This is a genomic window from Marinicellulosiphila megalodicopiae (genome assembly GCF_045862395.1).
GTDB lineage: Bacteria > Pseudomonadota > Gammaproteobacteria > Pseudomonadales > Natronospirillaceae > Marinicellulosiphila > Marinicellulosiphila megalodicopiae.
Window position 1 is genome coordinate 4175078 of record NZ_AP023087.1, and the last position, 19146, is coordinate 4194223.

Sequence of the window (19146 nt, forward strand, 5' to 3'; positions counted from 1 at the left end):
ATCCAGTTAAGGTTCATATCCAGTTAGATCACCGACAACATCATAAATATGTAATCTTTCATCATTACTCATATCTCCTGGGTTAGATCCTGGCTCACCTTCAGGAACTACCATACCGAAGAAATCCAAATAATGATGCTTCCAATAATCATGTATTTCACCAGTTTCAATATCTCTAAAGCTCATTGGAGACTCTTTAAAGAAATCAGCACCTCCATTAGCATATTTAAACATATCAACAATTAATTCTGTACAATAAAGTGCAGACTCATCAGTTAGATAACGATGATCATATGGCACATTCCTTTGCCTCAAACCATATGTAAATGCTTTATCGAGTAGATATTGATATTCTTCTTTAAGCCTTCCAACTATGTACCTAGGGTTCTTAGTACCATACCAAGATCTCTTAAGATAAATGTTGATATTAGTAAGCCTTACTTCAGGCGGAAAAGCCTCCAAAACAAATTTTCCATGTTGATTCTCAATAACTATACCAACATGATTAACTCTTGCCCCTTTATACCCTTTTGTTACTGAGCCGATTGCATTAGTTGCCTCACCTAATTGGGTAAAAATAATATCTCCACTTTTCATATAGACTCTCTTTTTTTAATATCAATTTAATTTAGGGTTGTGAGAATAAATTCATTTAGCCACATTACAAATAAACCGCGCAAAAGGAGGGGGGGTTGCGTCGGTGTAATTAGCTTTATATTCTGGATGATGTGATCTATACCTCTGTTTCTTCATTAACACTCTCAAATGTAGACCAAGAGTTATTCATAAATAATATTTGCTGATTTTTATCTGAATTATTCTTGGAAGCATTTATTGCATGATTAATTGCTTCGTCAAGTTTGCCTTTTGCATATGGATTAGTATTTAAACTTACTGAAAGAAATCTCAATCTAGAAATATTATTTTTTGCATCTACTTTTGAAAGGGGTTCACTGATATCTTCAAGAAGTTGTTCAATCTCTTCAATTTTATTAATCATGTAATACCTTTTTTATGAAGAATATAACGAGGCTGTAGAAAAATTAACTTTGTTCAACCCACTATTAATTTGTTTATTTTATGGACTAAAAATAGCCCTGTATTTTAAATTCTAGATAGGTAGTGTCACTAAAAAAAATATTTCAATATACCCTCAGCAGCTAGATTTTCAAGGTTTTAATTTTTCTACAGCCAGAACGCAACAATAAGTGGCAAATAATACTTGGCTATAATCTACTGTGAGGAACGAAAATCAACCAAGTGTTAGATTACCTTGTATAAAGCCAGTAATGTGATACGCTTAAACAACATTTTTTAAAGCATATCAATAGACTTCTTGCCATATATGGAGATAAATTGATAAATTTCAAGGCATAAGACACCCACTAAAATAAATTTATCTAGTTATTATTGTATCCCTGAATGCACCTAATTTACCAAACCTAAGGCTCAGATTCGTATATATTGTTTATACAAAAAAATATAAATCGTTTTAAGCATAAATTTACGAAAAGAGATCTACCTACTAGGTATCTTATAGCCTGAATATTTGACACACATAAATATTCAGCTATATTTTCTCGTACCATTTTTCAATAAGGATAATATTGAATGCTAACCGAGACAGTCACGCTTGATCAACAAATCCAATCTATTACTTTAATAATTAATAAAAAAAGAAATCAGTTATTCAGAACGCCCTATGCGGGTGACATCATTACTGAGATGGATTGGAAGTCATACATTCCTGATATCGAAATCAGCGAAAGCATTGGCGAAATGAAACAATCGATTAAATCTCTTGAACGCCAATTAGCCCAACTAATAAATAAGATTAACTGAGCTAAAGGTTCACACAAACTCTAATTATTCTTTATAAAGGAGGTGATACTAAATAAAGTATCTATTATCACCTATCAACAAAGCATTTAAATTATAAAAAAACCTCCCCCAATAGCTTAAGTATCATTATTACTCGCTTTATGAACAATATGATTAAATGAAATCTTGTTCCATTTTTATTGAATTTTCGTATTTCATTAAATAATTGCAACAAGACTATTATTAATCTCAATACAATTAAAATTATCGTTAGTTTATTCACGATTAATTATTACTCCAGAGTAACGCGCACATGAAAACACCCAATATAAGTAAAAGGTGTAGAAGTACGCTTTGTTTAATTATTTACCGGCTGAATACCGATAGCCAAAGAAAGGAAAGAGCGTTTTGCTCAAGTTATGATTCTACTTATGTGTAGTTGAATAACTACACGGGAATCAAACAAAGTTCTTACTAAGAACTTACTGTGCTGCACTGCATCCTAGCCTATGTTGCATTGCTAGTTTTATACAGTGCATACCCATTGCATATAACTACTTCCCTCAATAGGTAACCCTTTGTACTGCTATAACCCTCCTTCCAACTAGGTTTGTGATGCATGTCCTTGGCATATAGCTACTATCCTCAATAGGCAACCCATTGTGCTGGTAGATAACTACCTTCTCCCGACTATCTTAAATTTGAAACAACAATTTTAATTAGTCTCGTGCTGATAGGATTTATTAATTTCAATAATTGAGCATCTAAAACCCTATAAAGTATTTTCATTCAGATGCTGACGAATATTTAGAAGTTGTTATTATTTGATTCACTATTAAAAATGAGAACAAGAACATGAATGAAATAGAATATTGTGAAGAGGTTATTAAGTCTGAATTAGAATATAATCGACTTAAAGAAATATGGCCCTCCTGGTATCCAGTGATGGAGAGAATGTTAGATAACCGTTTAGAAATGAGTATTGTTTACAAAGAGATAGTGAATAAATACGGTTATCCTCGGAAAATTGAAAATGATTCAGTGTGGATTCTTTTTGAAGTTTTATGGCAATCCAAAAATGAATTCTCGCAAAAAAACATCCAATCAATAAAAGATACAAGCAAAGAGCTTTCAAAAATACATGACAAAATAATCCAGTCGTCACGTGATTTATGCGCAGCACTTGAAAGGCAAGCCGAAATATTGGACACCGATGATTTTCGACCGGTTAATCGACTTGACGCTCCTGGTTTAATTGATTCGTCAGGTATGAAAGTTGATCGTTATGGGTTTGTTCAGCCATCAATGACCAAGCTCTTTGGGGAGTATGATATTTGCTATTGGCCCTCAGTAATAAATTTAGTAGAAGGAATAGCTGAATTTCAGGAAAACGAACTTCAACCGCAACAACTCACCCTAATTGATGAAGTAGAGTCTGGGCGAAAGTCGCTTTTTAAAGATTTTGTCTTATTACTAGACGATTGCATAACTTCAAATAGATATATTAAAGGGGAATTCCAGTTTTCAAATAACGCCATGGCTAATCTAATCAATGTCGTTTTGGACTTACCACCTGAGACTTTAGCGACACCGGAGGTGGTTAAGAATATTAGGCATAAATATAAGTAAGCTTAAACTCAATAATAAAAATCGAGCTTTTGATTGATTCTTTATTTATGGAGTATAGTACTTCCTTTATTGGTAGGCATGGAAAAGGAACAACAATGAATCTTAAAGAAACTATCAAGGGTATTACAAATTGGGCGCAGACATTCCCAAAAGAAAGAACTGATAACATGGTTCTGCTGACTAAACTAGCCGTTGAAAAAGGTTGGTACCTCAATGAGGTTTTTCTATTTTCCATTTTACGAGACGGTCAAGTTGATGATTTAGATTGCTTACTGCAAGAATGCATACTTGATGAATGGGATGAATATTGGGCAATGATAATTAAGATGTCTCCTGACCGAGAGCACATTTTAACAGAAGCAAAATCCGCATTTGACAGCGAGATGTATAGTGCGGCTATTCACCTACTTTTTAGCCAAGCCGATGGGGTTTTCTATGACAAATTTGCCAAGAATTTATTTACAAACCGAGGAGATGTTGCCAAGTTGGAATTTGGTGGGCACTTAACCGATTTAATTTCCCGAGATTCATGGGAATCTTTGGCTGAGCAATACAAGGATGCATCCATATTTAGAAGGATGTATAACGAAGTGTATAAAGAAGGCTTTTCCGTCAAAGGCACAGACCTCGTGAAAAAAACAGACAGTATTCTTAACGAGGAAAATCTTATGATTCCCAATAGGCATGGTGTTTTGCATGGTATACATAAGAATTACGGTTCGAAACTAAATGCCCTTAAGTGCTTCAGCCTTTTACTTTTTGTAGTGTATGCAATATTTGGTGACGAAATTTATGAGGATATTTAAAAACGTATTTTTCGAATTGATTTTCAACCAACATTAATGATGGGTTGATATAAACGCCTTTCCATTTTCCTATAGTTATTTATGAGAATGAATATTGTTTCTAAAAATTATCGAACTCTTTCACAATTTTTTTAAAGAGAGTTAATTTCTGTTTAAATCACACTTCAATATTCATTGACTTAAGCTAGCTTAAAAGTTTTATGAAAAAGATAATGCGCCAATATTATATTGGCGCTATTGTGAGATTTAGTCCCAGCGATGCGCAGTCACACTTACATTAGTAAGCATTCCGTAGGACACTATAAAATATGCTTCTTCACTTTCAATATAGGCCACTTTGGTATTTTGCCCCTCTGAAACTGTAGACACAGATAAATTTTTAAAATCAGTTGCTTCAGTAAAATGCATACCTAGCTTAGGTACTGCTGCGTTTACTATTTCCACAACCTCAGACTCAGTCCAAGACATATTTTCAGAAGCTGGGATTTTTACTACATCCGTATTCAGGATGACGTTGCTAGTATCTAAATTCATAAATATCTCACTTAGTTCACAAAATGAAGATGTAATGTAATTATTTATTTAATGACTGTCAAAGACACATAACAATCCTGTTCAGGAAATATTCAGGTATTAGATAAGGGTTCAAGTCAGTTGTTCCACAATACTATTTATAAAAAAGTACCATGTAGCAAGCGACAGGCCTTTTCTTTTTTGTTTTTTTCAACGCCTCTGACCCACTGGAATTAATGCAGGTGATAGGTGGCCTCTGTCAATTATGTAATGTATACGGTCCATTTAAAACGAAAAACAACACATATATTTTAGAAATGCATCATATTATTTGGCTGCCCAATGGTGGTGTAGATGAACCTTGCAATACGATTGGAGTACGCTCCAATTGCCATCGAAAGATGCATCACTTGTCATTACCTCAGGATATTGCAAAACTAAAAAAAGTGAATCACCTAAAAAACTAGTTGCATAATCGATCTTTTAATTGATATTATTCCATCGCTTATCTAAGCATGCTTGTCGACATAGCAAACCTGAATTGGAAGATGATACAAAAAATTAACCCTCTTTTTTACTTTTTTGAGTAAATTATTTTGAGTCGGCACATAAATAATTTATTTCGGAGAAGATTATGCAAAATATTTACCTTTCTAATAAATCCGTTTCTATTCTAAAAAAATCAGCTAAATCCTTAGTTCGTGATTCACATCAAACTCACATTCAAACTCTAAATATATTAGCTCAACGTTTTGGATTAAATTCATGGAGTGATGTCATTAAAGGTAATGATGCTTTTAATAATGATTACAATCTTTTCTTGCTACATAATGATGAAATAAGCCTAACTAAATTAAGAAACTTTCATCTTGTTGACTTAGAAGGCAAGGAAATTTGTAATACAATAAAATCAGGTTTATTACCATCAACATTAAATTGTAATACAGTTTTTGAATTATTAAATTCAGGACATTATTTTTTTCTAAAATTAAATCCTAATTATCAAATAGCTAATGACAATAAAGCTAATATGCTAAACCCCAATAAAGGTACTAATGGCACTAATGACCAATATGATAAAGCCCAGGGAAACAGAGGAAAACAACTTAACCCAAATCGTGGTCAAAAACTAATTATTCCAATAACTAAGAAGTCATGGATTGTTACAGGCATATACAATGATATTGGGCATGACACTTATGAGACTTTCGAAGAAGGGTATATTAACAAAGGGTACCTAAATAAAATTGGAGCTGAGATATTAGACGAATCAGTAGTTGCTAAGAAAGATCTTAGAATCCCAAATTGGTCCAAATCCCCAGTAAATATTGAACATTATATTTTTATTGAATATAGAGAAAATATTCATAATGGCAAAGAAGATGTTTACAAATGGCTATCCAGAGACTTTAACGATGATTTATTTGAAATATATGGAGCTTTTTTTTGGTTAGACGGGAAAGCTTATTGGCATGATAATCATGGCGATAATGAGGTGCCTGAAGATTTTGGTGGATATACGTATTAAATAATAATAGCCCCCTTGTTTGAAGGATTTTTAAGCTTGTTGTGCATTTAACTTTGCACAACAACTTTTACATTTAAACAACTATGAATTAATTAATATTTCTCTCTCAACTTTCACCATAAAGTAAAACTAAACATCTTTTATTCACTTTCTTGATCTGCAACCCATTCCAAAAACCAATCTGCTAATTCGGTAGGTACAAAACAATCCATTGCACCTCCACTTAAATGACCAATACCTTCATCTGTTATTAATCCCTTTGCAATTAGCTCTGAACAAATAAGTGTTAATTTATCTAAAGATAATTTTGGAAACAATGATGTTAGGCTATCCGGCAATATTTCACCAGCCAACCTTTGTCCGTTTGATCTTAAGCGAACCAATCTCTTCCCATTAAACTGTCGAGCCTCAGTTATAGATTTAAGTATCTTTAGATGCACTTCTTCAACCGAAGAAAGTATGCGAAAAGCAAATTCCGCATCTTCCCATTTAAAATCGCCACTTACTTGATTAACTAATATGCTTGCAAAATGATCTCGCTTTTCTTTAGATCGCGTTCTAACTACGCACTCAAAAGACATATTCATAAAATCGAAAAGTTCCTCACTTGGCTCAAGTTCAACTTTTCTTTCTATCTTATTTAATCTATTCGTAATCGTTTCTAAATAATCATCAATTCTTGATTTCTGTATTTGTGCACCTTTTCCTGCAATAAAAGTATCAATTGGAGTACCAATATATGGAATCAACTGAAGCATAACTCTTGAGGAATTTGACTCAGAATATTTTTCTATTAATGAATCGGTGGTTTTCTTTTTAATCATATTAAATCCTATACTGGTTAATTTAATAGTACATTATATACTTTTCTTACAAACAATATTTAGTGAGCATAAATACAATTATGTAATTCTCTATTAATTTAAGGGGCTGTATATTTTCGCCAATCCTTCATAAAAGCCTTAAAAGCAAGAATAAAGAACCCCAACAAAGCAATCCAAGCTAGTTTGTCATATCGACTTAGAAGCTTTTCACGAATTACCTCACCCAATGGCTGGTAATACCCTGAAAGTTCAAAATCACTAAGCATGAAACGCCCTATAATATTTATAACAATAAACAAAAAAACACCCATAAATATCAAAAAATGGGATTTATGGGCATTCATAAAAATAATAAAAATATCCATCATCATTCCTTAGTTTTTATTTTAAACAAACCTTAAGCACAAAATGGTCATCTTATAACAGCTCATATTCAACCAAATGATACTAGCCATTACCAACACCCATCAACACCTTTAATCTTCATCACTATTCTCATCCAATTTCGATTGAATATCAAAATTTGGTAAATTAACCATCATGTTGGCATTTAATCTAGCACTCTCATCTACACTGAGAAAATCTATCCGTCCATTTGGAAGCTGCCTAACCTTAAGAACCCCTTCCATTGAGACATGCTCTGCCACTTTAATATTACCATTTTTCATTTTATCATTTAATACGTGTAAGTTATGTTCGAACTCCGATCTCGTCATTGGAGTTTTCATGTCCATAAATTTCATACTTGCTCCTCATCTAAAATTTGAGTAATTATTCCAGCACTCTTACCATTAATTTCACATACCCAAGCCAATCTGATTCCAGAAGGTAGTCGCAGTGCATTTTTATCAATTGCCAAAAAACAACCTTCTGATTCTGGCCCGCCACCAGAACTTGCGACAACCCGACCAGAGCGCCAACATTTACGACTCAAATCCGAACTCGACGCCCCAGTGATTCGCATAAAATTTGCTGTAGGGGTTGCTGGAGTGAAGCTACCTAAATAAACAGGAAGACCCAGGACATTGACACAAGTATCCCAATTAGAAGCCTTACCCAATTCTGGCTCTTCATTTGAATAAAACCTTCCAGCTGGCAATGGAAGACTTGCTTCATTCCCAAAAAAGTAAGCAGTTATTCTAAAATGTTTATAACTACCGTCGAACCAAACACGCTCACAAAAATCTAAATACATACTCCTACCGTTGGATGGTTGAAAGGTTGCCTTTGTATCTTTCAATTGATTAAGCCAATCTATTGTTGGTGAGTGAAAATCTACCAATCTGATGTTATCTAGGCGCACAGGATTGTAATTACGAAAAATTCCTTCAATTTCCGTATGCACTGAACTATCAGTAATGGAATTTAATGCTACCTGAAAAGCAAAGGTTACTTTAGCATCCCAACGTCCATTCTTTTTAGAATTAAAAACATACCCTTGATCAAGTAATTGCTCAACCTCTAAACATTCATCTACTGTCAATGGCAGGCATTGCTTCGTTAATTGAGAAAATGCCAAATCTACAAGCTTTTGACTAATTAGCCCTTTTGCATTTAATTTACTCCATTGATTCCATATGGTTTCAGCCCATTTAGGGAGTTCAATTTCTGTATTTTTAAGTGTAGGCACTACTTTTGAAGTTTCAGATAACACTTCCTTTAATGAAATTAATGCTTTATCAGCACTTTCAGATCCTCTTTGTGAGGCTCTTTTAGCGATTCGCTCCAACACGATAAGTCGGCCTATGTGTTTACATTCTTGTTTTATCAAATCAATATCTAAAGCAGGCAATAATTGATCCCAAAATGATTCTGAATTCGATTTTGAAAGTTGATCAAAAACCCCACAGAGTATATCTGGATGATTGCTACTATTCATTGAAAATGCTTTGGGCCCAAATATAGGGATATATTCAGAGTTATTTCTTAACAACCAAAGAACCATATCTGCAGATTTTTCACGCCTCAACCAAGTAGGGTGATCCATGGCATGAACCAGAAGCTTTATGAGACTGTAAAATATATCTGTATCTTCCACATCAGAAAACAACCCAACTTCTCCAATGTTCCCCTCCCTCTTCACCATAATCTCAGTGTGTTCAATAGCTAGATTAACTAATGTTTCTTGTTCAGTTTGATCAGCATTTTTCGAAACCCAAGTTATCAAATGACTAGCAATTTGCCAACTATTTGAATTGTGTTCATTCAAGATTAATTGAGAGCAGAGTTTAACTAAATCCGATGCAGACTCTGTTGTTTCAAGTAGAATACTTTCTGCTTCCCCCATTTGGTCATTCCAAATCGGCCATCCTCCTAATTGTATTAATTCCAATCCATTAATGGCTTCTTTCTGTGCTTCACCGTAATTATGCCTCCTAAGATGTCTTTCAGCTTTAGAAACTGCGGTATTAGAGTTATTAACAGATTCTTTAGTACCAAAAAATCCTGGAAGCAAAAGATCATCGCTATCAGCTTGTTCTTCAGATAGATCAACTTCCTCGTGTTCAGTTGAGTTCTCAAATGCTGTATTTTGAGTAAATTCGTTTCTATTTGATAAATCCATTTTATTTTCAAATTTATTCTCAAACTGAATAACCAGCTCAGAAGGCAAATAATTTTTAACATATGATAAAAAATTAGAAATCTCATTTTTTTCTATCTCAGATTCACAGACAAGCTCCAGCCTTTCCAAAACTAAAGTTAGATCTTCATTTGTTTCATGTATTTTTTTAATAAGCAGCGCATACCCATTTGCAAAGTTTTTTAAATGACGCGAATCCTCAAATTGATAAATTTCTAAAATAGCCCAACACAACGACCAATCAGCCACTGGGATAGCTGATTCAACAATACTCCAAATTGCATCTTGCTCATCTAGAGCTCCACCTGGAAAACGCCCACCTCTCAATGGAGAGACTCGATCAATATCTCCATTAGAGGCTTCTTCATAAAGTTGTTTTGTAGTTCCATATGATTGTCTAATAAAATAATTTACTGCACCATTAAAAATTCCTCGCTTACAAAGAGCGCCGATAAAGTCCCTCTTTGCATAACGTACAAACCGTTGAAATGTCATTTCACCAGAAGCTTCATCTAAAAGCCCTGCGATTTTCGGTAAAATTGTTGGCTCTATCGGTAAATCATTACTTAAGGAATCCAAAGCTGTGGTCATTAGCCCTAATTGGTCTTCTTTATACCAACTTGGCCCCATTGAAAATGCCAAAACACATTGATGAGTCTTCAAAGCTTCCTCTGAAGCTTGTAATCGAACAAAAATTGGGATTATCGTAAGTAGCTCTGGAACAAGCTCATGACGATTCTTTAGATTACTTAATACAAATTTCTGCCAGCGCTCTAATAAGGCAAATGCTTTATCCTCAACATCATCCTCTAGAGATACTCTAGTGATATTGTCCAAAATATTTACTAATACAGCACGGAAACCTTCTGAATACAGACCACACTGAAATTCAAATTGTTCGTCAATAAACAACAGTATAAAATCAAGATGTGTGGGGAATATTTCTGTAACTAGACTAACTAGGCGTTGATAAATATATGGAAATACAGACTCTGGGATTGCATAACTATCCTCCCATTGCACACGATCAGCCAAAGTAAACTTCAGTTGACTAAAAACATTATTCTGTAATTCGGCCCAAATCAATGTCAAATTCTCATCATCGGAAGTATTCTTTAAACGTGCTCCAGCACCCTCACACCATGCAATGATTCTTAAAATAGATTCAATACCATCCAACCAATTTGAAGGTGATAAAGTTATTAATTCTGGAAAGGAAAGATCTGTATTAACAAAAGACTCTAGCCTCCATTTAGAATACCCTTTATCTAAAAGATCCCCATTTATTGAGACGTTATTTTCGTCAATAAATTGTATTTTACTGAGTGAATTTGAAACCTCACCCATGATTAATTGAATTGAATTTTGTGATGCTCCAAGGGATATAAGATTGTCGATGGTATTATTATGAATTTTATTTGATTCCTCCAATCCATTTTTAATCAACATATCCATATCATCAAGTAATTGTTTAACCAGGCTAGGGTTAGGAACTTTATTATAAAAAATGCACAACTCTCGATAATAAGACGCAGTAAAAATAAGAGGCTCGACCAGGTCGATTAAAGACCCTGTAAAATTCACTTTAATTTTTTCTATAGAAATGTAGCGATCACTTAAACACATTAAAGCTGCATGAAAATAATTCGACATTTCAGAGCGAATAAATTTGCTTACTTCTTTATTTGTAGAGCAAACATCTATGTTTTTCATCCAATAAAAATGAAATTTTTGTAGATTAACATCAGAACTTTCACTACTAGCAAGTTCCTTGATATTTAATTGTTGGACTTGTAAATCATATAGATACAAAAAATTTTCAAAGGAAATTCCATCTTTCACATAAGCAAATTCTAATTGTTCATCTATTGATGATTCTATAATATTCAATAGTTTAAAAGCATCATCACGATCATTAGCATCAATCAATAGCATCGCTATTTTGAGGGCTTGAGGAATTGGAATAATTATCCCTCCATACCTAATAACATGCTGTAGAACTTCTTCTGTTTTCCCTAAAGATATTAACGCCTCGGCAATTAAGACTGCAGATTGAGCAAATAAAGTGTCATAACGAAATTGAACTCGTTGAGTTAATAATAAAATACGAACCGTTTCAATTAAGCTCCCTAGCTCAGTAGCCACAGACAAAACGTTATTAACATCACTAAGAAGAGTATCAGGCTTAATCCCCATTAAAACACAATCATCAACCCACTTTTGATTACACAACGCAACAGTATGAGCTTTAGTAGAATTACTGCCAGACTTTAAACCATGATAGATAATATTCAGTAAGCAATAATGCTTTTCAATATTTTTCTCGCAATATTGAGCAAGTCTAAGCTGAACATTCAATTCATTTACTTGTGTTTTTTCAACTAAAAATTCAGAAAAAGATGAGTGATAAATAGTCGTTTTTTCGGGAGACAGAAGTAAATGCTTAACTCTCGCAATTGTACTTACTAATACAGCTTGCTCTGTTTGATCTAATATTTCAGAGAACTGTTGAATCGTAATTCCCCCGCGTAAACGAGAAATGATTGCTAAAAGGTTGGTAGCATCTGAATCGCTATTCAGTTGGCTCCATAAATTCTCATAGTAATTACGAATGCTACCATTGATTAATGGTAACTCTGCTAACTCTGTATCATCTATCCCTGAATTCACAAGATCTATTAAATAACGTAGATATAGTGGGTGTCCTTGAGACTTACTTGTAATTTGGTCAATAATTACCACTGTTGCATGATTTCTTTCTAGTGCTTGCCTACAATAATCTTGTACAACACTATCTGTTAATGGTGGTAATGAAATACAATCTTCATTTCCTAATCTAGCGCCCAAATTAGCTGAAAGTCTTGTATAACTAGGAGACGAAAGAACTAGAACTAACCCTTCTGACACTTGCTCTGGCAATAGACCAACAAATGCATTAAGTATTTCACTATCCAGTTTCTCAAGCTCATCCAATCCATCGATGAAAAATACCCCTATCTTTCCTCGAGATTTATAATATTCAGCCAATTCAGACAAAAGTGACTTAGCCTCTTTAATTAAATCGGCGTAATCCCTTTTTACAATTCTCCCAGAGGATTTTGTTAGAAGCAAAGACACTTTCATATTTAGCCAATTCACATACTCCTGTGGTTGAGCTAACTGCATGGCATTCGTTGTATTTGAAGTGAGACTGTAAGTATTAAAATATTCAATAGTAGGATCTGTAGGTTTATATGTTTTACAGAAAGTAGATTTCCCAATTCCATGAGCCCCTTCGATAAATGTATACTTTCCTGACTGATTCTCGATAAAGGTATCAAATTCTAGATTAAATTTCTCTCTCGATGCAAACTCATCAGTTGCAGAATTATCATCTAAAATATCTTCAGGAAAAATATCCTGGCCACTTAAAAACTTATGAATAGATAAAATAGAAATTACACCAATTGAATTTGCAATCGAAACTCGAATTAGACCTACACATTTTTCGCCACATATAAGTGGTGCACCAGAAAACCCTTCATAGCAATCAAGAGAAGAGTTATCAACATGAATTTCTGCATCCATGCCTAATTTCGGAGTTTCTAAAACCTGAGAAATAGTTCCTTCTAATCGGTGCCCTAAGTTCAATTTGCAAACAGGCCAACCATATGAGTATATTTCACTTCCACTAAGCGGTGGATTTTTACTTATAGGAATAAATGCTATATCGCTTATTTTTTCTATTGAAAGCAAACAAACATCTAAACCTTTTTCATAACCAATAATTTTTGCATTCAGGACAACTGGGGATTCCAGAAAAGCAAACTTTATGGTGATTGGAACACTTTCATCAATCTTATCGTCTTCATCAAAAGCATTAATCACGCAATGACGAACTGTAATTATTTTATCTGGTGATATTAACCAACCTGTACCTATATCTGTATCCGTGTCTTCACCACACTCAATTCTACAAGTAGCATTTTTAATTATATTTTCTAACACAATTCATTCTCGCTTATCTTTATCCAGTCCGTAGCATTTTCAACTACTGAAAATGACGTAGCTGATTTTGTTTTGTATTCTCGAATCTCATTCGATGCTGTTGTCGAATAGTTAAAATAAAGAGTCCGAGGGAAATTTGCTGGCCTTTCAACAATAGCCACCAGAAGCTCAATATCTGGATGATTATGTTTACTTCCATTTGAAGATATAAAATAGTTGGGAGCATCGATGAGGCCTAATAACTCAGGACTAGTATTGCGAAAACTTCCATGATGTGAAATTTTGATACCATCAAAACTCATTGAAACCCCTGAAGACTTTAGTTCAAGTAAAGCCTCCAATACATCCTCAGCCCAAGCATCAGCTAACATTAACAAGCGCATACCCCCAAGTGATATTATGGTCGCAATTGAACTACCGTTTGTTATAGATGTATCGGGAGTATAAATATCTTTAAGGATTCTCCTACGGCCAGCAGATATAAGGGAAGGAGCAGAATAAGGCTTTTCATTAAGATGTTCATAAGTAAACTCAAAAGCATCATCTGTAAAATCACCTGAACCAGTAGGGCCTCTATATCCAGAATTTCGGATATTTTTTTGCCAGAATTTTAATAATTTATTCAACCGTAGCTTAGAGGGTGTAATTACATTGACCAAACCACCTTTTAAGTTAGCATTTTGATTACTTTCAAACGAAATAGCCTTAGCTCCATCACTGCCATTCCATGAATATCCTCCACTATGAATTAATGAAGCTAATGTGCTTCCTTGTTTTGCGGATATCTCCTTAAGTATTTCATCTGTCTGTATGGTTAATACTGGGTGCCCTCGACGCTTAATCGCATTCAGCACTTCTAGATCGCCAGGCTGAAACGGAATATTTAATTCATTTCGACTTGTCAAACTACGAAGACTGTTATGCCAAATATTTCGAATAGGAATGATTTTTGACTCGTCAGAAGACCCATTCATCGATAAAAGTTGTACTATTCCTCCAATATGGTCAGCATCAATATGGGTCGTAATTAAGAGATCTAGACTTTCACCATTAGTATTTAGAATCTTAAGATCATTTAGAATATAATTATCGAAGGTTCTTGCGTAACCACCATCAACAAGTATATTTATCCCATTTGCACATAGTAAAAAACTATCTCCATTTTCTGCTGGGTACATCTTAAATTTTAGAATATTTAACTCCTAATGTGACAATATCAAACAACGCAATTAAGCCCTGGATTAGGGGACCATATTAACTCTTTAATAACTCTAAAATTTTTTATATGGATGTGTCGAATTTCTGCCAAAACAAGCTCCCTTTGGTGTGATTATCAATTGAAATTATATTAATTCATTCTCACGTATTTAGCATTATTTAACTAAGCTTAATATTTAACTCATATCGACGGTTATGCAACCACTACTTCACAACCCCCCTATGAAAGCAGACGAATGTCCAATTCGCTATTTAACACGCATTAGTGAACATAATGGTTTTTTACATTTTGGTTATTTACTTCAACACGGCGGATTTTCTATAAATGGTAGCAGGCCACCCATCAAGCAATTACTGGAAGGTAGCTTTAACATACATGAATACACTGACAAACTATCACTTCAAGTTCAAAACAACTCATTAAAAGCAATGATAGGTGATTTTAAGCCTAGTTTTCACCACCCAGCACTACTGAACACATCACCCAAATTTTGCCCTAAATGCATGAAAGAGTATGGTTATGACCCAAATATCTGGAATATACTTCCAATACCGGTACAAATTATTACCGTGTACTGCGAATCATGTTGGCTCAGAGAGTAACCCTTATCTTTGACGACAGCCATAATTTTGGGGCGCGATTATGCCTTAAAACAATTAAAATTCTAACGCTAAGCCTCTTTCCACCCACTCTAAGTCATTTAACTTAAAACATTTTTCAGAGGCTTTATTTATTGACTCGATCATATTGCTGAATAATGATTCAGTACGATAATGCTTTGCTATTTTATTATATTTCTTCCCTTCTTTCGTTTTCCACTCAAAAATTATTCGCACAGCATCAGACCCAACCTCACGTGTTCGATCTGTTTTTTTATCGATGGATGAGTAAATAATAATAGAGACACTTTTATTGCGTAATGTAAATTGATAAACGTATTCATTAATTGGTATTTGATTGTTTTCTAGATTTGATGAGATTTCCGTCCATCTATTAATTTTTCCGGTATTGGCAATTGATGTTAAAGTATTTTGAAACTCGGATTTCCAGTATTGTTTGTATGGCATATTGGTTCCTAAAACTGTTATTTATGGCAATAAATGTTTCTTTGAGAAAACGGTTAACGACCTTGCTCCTCGAGACAATGCTACATATAAGTTCGAAGGCGACATTGCACTCGCATCTAAAATTAATGAATGATCAGACTCTAGCCCTTTTAAAAGTAACGTTGAGCCTATTGCCCGCAAAGGAATTCGTCTATCACCAAGATGCCTTCTCTGCTCAAGGATAGTTTCTGAAGCCTGAACCATTGTTTTTGTCGAGTCACCACACTTTAATACAACTATTTTTTTCAATGTACTGAAAGCACTGTTTCGATAAATTCTCGTATCTGAGTGACACTCAAGCGTATTCAATAAGTTTGTAATTGACTCAATTGAGTTAGATTCAATAACCAACCTCACCGCAACCTCTAACTCAGTGGCTGGCGTTCGGTTTCTTCCTGCCATAATTGTGGGAATACGTTTTTTTAAATTAGCCAATCCCACTCCAGTCATCATAGAAGAAACAACCTCAAGAAGTTTAAACGCTAATTCATTACCTTTTAACAAGTCCATATTCAATGCAAAATCGGTGATATCACCTAAATCAACGGGTTCTACAACATCGATCCCCCTAGTTAAACTAGCAAAGTTATGTCTTGATCGTACATTTATTGAATCGCCGATAACTAATAACGAATGATTATCATCGTTTTTATTTCTAATAGAGTATTGAGCTTGGGTTTGTAATTTAATATTTTCTTGGGCATTTGCTGACAAAGGATTCCAGTGAACGTAATTAGGACACCCTAATAGATCAATTGAGTGCCCATTCAATAACAGCTTTCGACAGTTTAATATCCATTCACCTAATTCTTGAGCATTTGAATTTATCCACCTCCAAGGTGTATTAAGTTCCATAATTACTGGAAACTTAACCATTACCTCTGATTCCCAGGAAGGCATTGGCCCATCAAAGTTAAAGATGCACTGCATCGGGTCACCAAAAATAATCGTAGGTAATAATTCAGAAAGTGAGGAAATTAGATTATGTTGTGGCATATCGCAATCTTGGTACTCATCTACCAACACACGTGAATACGAAGCCTTTAATATGTCAGTTATATGACCTTTAGAAATATACGTATTTACCTTTGTTCGCAATTCTGGATAAAAGGCTCGTGGATTACTAACTGTAGACTGCAGCCCACATGATGCTGGAAACATATTTGAAAGTCGTAATGCCCAACCATCAATAGTTGAAATAACATAATTGCTATTGGATACATTTAATCGTTTTAAACGCTGCTTTAATGCCGCTACTCCTGCAGTCGTATGCGTTAACACCAAATAAGGTTTAGTTTGTTTTTGACGTAACGTTTCAACAATTAAGTGTGTTTTACCACAACCAGCAGGGGCTACGACAGAACCTCGTTCAAAATTTAAAATATTTTCAGACATGGCTTCTATCACCCTTCATGTCTAGCCCATTTAAATAGATTATTAATAGGGTCAGTCAATTGAACTGAAAAGTCTTTATAAAAAGGCATTACAATTAATTTGCCAATCTGCTCAGCTGGTTCAATATCTTTAAACCAAGATTTTTTATTAGATACTTTTGATAAAGCTGGCCTCATTGTGTCGTCAAAATTAGTCAACACACTATCTAAACTTAATTTATTATTCGAAAAATTTTGAATATTTGAATCAATTGATTCTCGACCTTTTCTTTTAATTGCTAAATCAATTAACTCTGGAATAACTTGCTTAGGAGAAGATGCAAACAATACGTCTTCTGTTGCACAATTATTACCCCATTCAAAAATAGTAATCCCATTCTTTTGAGCTTCCGCTGTCGGTTTAATATGGTCTGCCGCTTTATCTGAATCCTTGAAAATAGAAGTTCTATACCCCAATTGCTTAAATACATGCGCTCGCTTAAACATGTCATCACCGCCACCGTCAGCACAGTAAGTTCCATAAGCTTGAATGCTCATATTATTTTGTTCTTGGCAATATAGATCAATACCTCTAATTAAGCCAATTTCCGTCTTACCCTCACAAACAATTACTGATTTACTAAAAAAAGCCTCAGCACAAACTCTTAATGTACTTTGTTGATCATCAGTACCCTCTAATGAATAAACCATATGAGATAGATGGCTATTGGGTGGTGGGAATGGTGCAACTTTAGTTTTTCGTATTACATGGAGTTGATTGGCTTGGAGCTCCCTTAATACATAGGGGGAGTGGGTAGTAATGAATACTTGCTGTTCTGGCTGTTGAGATTTAGAACCAAGTTCATTCAATAGCCTGGATATCCTAAATGGCTCTAAACCATATTCCGCCTCATCAATAATCAATAAATTAGAATTATTGGCAGCTTTTTGAAGGCCACTAATTAATAAGCGTGATGATCCAGTACCTAACTGCCTTAAAGGGGTATTATCATCATGGAGGCTTATCGCACCATTTGAAAAAGAGACACTTTTAACATCTAGCAAGGCTTTTAAATCACCGACAGGTACACCTAAATTATTCGCCACGGTTTTCACTTGTGTAAGAACTGAATCAATATTTTCAATTTTTTGTCCTGAGAAACTTTCACGAGCACCTCTACCAAGCTCTGCTAACATTGATTTAGTGTCAAAATCACCCTCAGTTAGTTTATTTAAAACTGAATGACTTCCCCAAGCTAGATGCTGATTAGATGTGGAGCCAAGCCTAATAGGTGTTATTAGCTCTCTATGCTTCCAAACTAGTCTTTTTTCGAAACCGTTTTCGTTCGCTCTTTCTGAGTACAAATGCCAATCTGGGTCTAAATCGGCTCCAACAGATAGCTTCATAGTTAAGACAGTTTCTTCATTGACTTGAGGTTCGTCAGTGATATTTCCAGAAACTGGATCAAAGCTTCTCAAAAACATTCCGTATGAATCTAAATTTTTAAGTTCATCATTAAGGGCACCTAAAGTGACCCATATTTCAATTGGTTGTTTTACATTTAACTCATGAAAATCTGCGTCACTAAAAGGAAATGAACGTCTAGCTCCTAATGCCAAATCGATCGCTTCTAACACAGTTGATTTACCAGAATCACCAGGCCCAATAAGGCAATTAAGCCCTGGATTAGGGAGCCATACTAACTCTTTAATAACTCTAAAATTTTTTATATGAATATGTCTAATTTCAGCCAAAACA

General features: G+C 34.4%; 15 protein-coding genes. 4 read left to right on the top strand and 11 right to left on the bottom strand.

Annotation, left to right across the window (positions count from 1 at the left end; genetic code table 11):
* Positions 1-6 precede the first annotated feature (6 nt).
* Complete coding sequence (locus TYM08_RS17960) at positions 7-597, bottom strand: YiiX/YebB-like N1pC/P60 family cysteine hydrolase (protein WP_422380526.1); 591 nt, start codon at positions 595-597, stop codon at positions 7-9.
* Between the two features lie 136 nt (positions 598-733).
* The gene (locus TYM08_RS17965; RefSeq protein ID WP_422380527.1) at positions 734-1000 is read right to left on the bottom strand and encodes a hypothetical protein; all 267 of its coding nucleotides are present in this window, start codon (positions 998-1000) and stop codon (positions 734-736) included.
* Between the two features lie 611 nt (positions 1001-1611).
* On the opposite strand from TYM08_RS17965, the gene TYM08_RS17970 reads away from it, so the two are divergent.
* The 3 genes from TYM08_RS17970 (at position 1612) to TYM08_RS17980 (ending at position 4256) form a co-directional block, all read left to right on the top strand.
* Positions 1612-1842 carry a hypothetical protein gene (locus TYM08_RS17970; protein WP_422380528.1) on the top strand — a complete coding sequence of 77 codons (231 nt, stop codon included), beginning with the start codon at positions 1612-1614 and terminating at the stop codon, positions 1840-1842.
* Positions 1843-2676: 834 nt separating this feature from the next.
* A complete protein-coding gene (locus tag TYM08_RS17975) occupies positions 2677-3450 on the top strand; it encodes a hypothetical protein (protein ID WP_422380529.1) in 774 nt (257 codons plus the stop codon).
* Between the two features lie 95 nt (positions 3451-3545).
* Positions 3546-4256: a hypothetical protein gene (locus TYM08_RS17980; protein WP_422380530.1), complete on the top strand. Its 711-nt coding sequence runs from the start codon at positions 3546-3548 to the stop codon at positions 4254-4256.
* 246 nt (positions 4257-4502) lie between these two features.
* Here the strand turns inward: TYM08_RS17980 and TYM08_RS17985 are convergent, their stop codons facing one another.
* Positions 4503-4790, bottom strand: a complete 288-nt coding sequence (locus tag TYM08_RS17985; RefSeq protein ID WP_422380531.1) for a hypothetical protein — start codon at positions 4788-4790, stop codon at positions 4503-4505.
* A gap of 613 nt (positions 4791-5403) precedes the next feature.
* Here TYM08_RS17985 and TYM08_RS17990 point away from each other — a divergent pair.
* The gene (locus TYM08_RS17990) at positions 5404-6297 is read left to right on the top strand and encodes a hypothetical protein (RefSeq protein WP_422380532.1); all 894 of its coding nucleotides are present in this window, start codon (positions 5404-5406) and stop codon (positions 6295-6297) included.
* 140 nt (positions 6298-6437) lie between these two features.
* On the opposite strand, the gene TYM08_RS17995 is transcribed toward TYM08_RS17990, so the two are convergent.
* The 8 genes from TYM08_RS17995 to TYM08_RS18030 all read right to left on the bottom strand — a co-directional run bounded on the left by TYM08_RS17995 (position 6438) and on the right by TYM08_RS18030 (position 19142).
* Positions 6438-7121, bottom strand: coding sequence for a hypothetical protein (locus tag TYM08_RS17995; protein WP_422380533.1), 684 nt, complete (start codon positions 7119-7121; stop codon positions 6438-6440).
* A 98-nt stretch (positions 7122-7219) separates the two neighbouring features.
* The gene (locus TYM08_RS18000) at positions 7220-7486 is read right to left on the bottom strand and encodes a hypothetical protein (RefSeq protein ID WP_422380534.1); all 267 of its coding nucleotides are present in this window, start codon (positions 7484-7486) and stop codon (positions 7220-7222) included.
* Positions 7487-7597: 111 nt separating this feature from the next.
* Complete coding sequence (gene avs1c, locus TYM08_RS18005; RefSeq protein WP_422380535.1) at positions 7598-7864, bottom strand: AVAST type 1 anti-phage system protein Avs1c; 267 nt, start codon at positions 7862-7864, stop codon at positions 7598-7600.
* On the bottom strand, positions 7861-13689 hold the full coding sequence (gene avs1b / locus TYM08_RS18010; protein ID WP_422380536.1) for an AVAST type 1 anti-phage system protease Avs1b: 5829 nt from the start codon (positions 13687-13689) through the stop codon (positions 7861-7863). Before avs1b ends, avs1c begins: the two co-directional genes overlap by 4 nt.
* A complete protein-coding gene (gene avs1a / locus TYM08_RS18015) occupies positions 13683-14867 on the bottom strand; it encodes an AVAST type 1 anti-phage system MBL fold metallo-hydrolase Avs1a (protein WP_422380537.1) in 1185 nt (394 codons plus the stop codon). The genes avs1b and avs1a overlap by 7 nt, the downstream gene beginning before the upstream one ends.
* A 697-nt stretch (positions 14868-15564) precedes the next feature.
* Positions 15565-15975 carry a hypothetical protein gene (locus tag TYM08_RS18020; RefSeq protein ID WP_422380538.1) on the bottom strand — a complete coding sequence of 137 codons (411 nt, stop codon included), beginning with the start codon at positions 15973-15975 and terminating at the stop codon, positions 15565-15567.
* Between the two features lie 21 nt (positions 15976-15996).
* Positions 15997-17409: a UvrD-helicase domain-containing protein gene (locus TYM08_RS18025; protein WP_422380539.1), complete on the bottom strand. Its 1413-nt coding sequence runs from the start codon at positions 17407-17409 to the stop codon at positions 15997-15999.
* Between the two features lie 8 nt (positions 17410-17417).
* Positions 17418-19142, bottom strand: a complete 1725-nt coding sequence (locus tag TYM08_RS18030) for an ATP-dependent nuclease (RefSeq protein ID WP_422380540.1) — start codon at positions 19140-19142, stop codon at positions 17418-17420.
* Between the last annotated feature and the right edge of the window lie 4 nt (positions 19143-19146).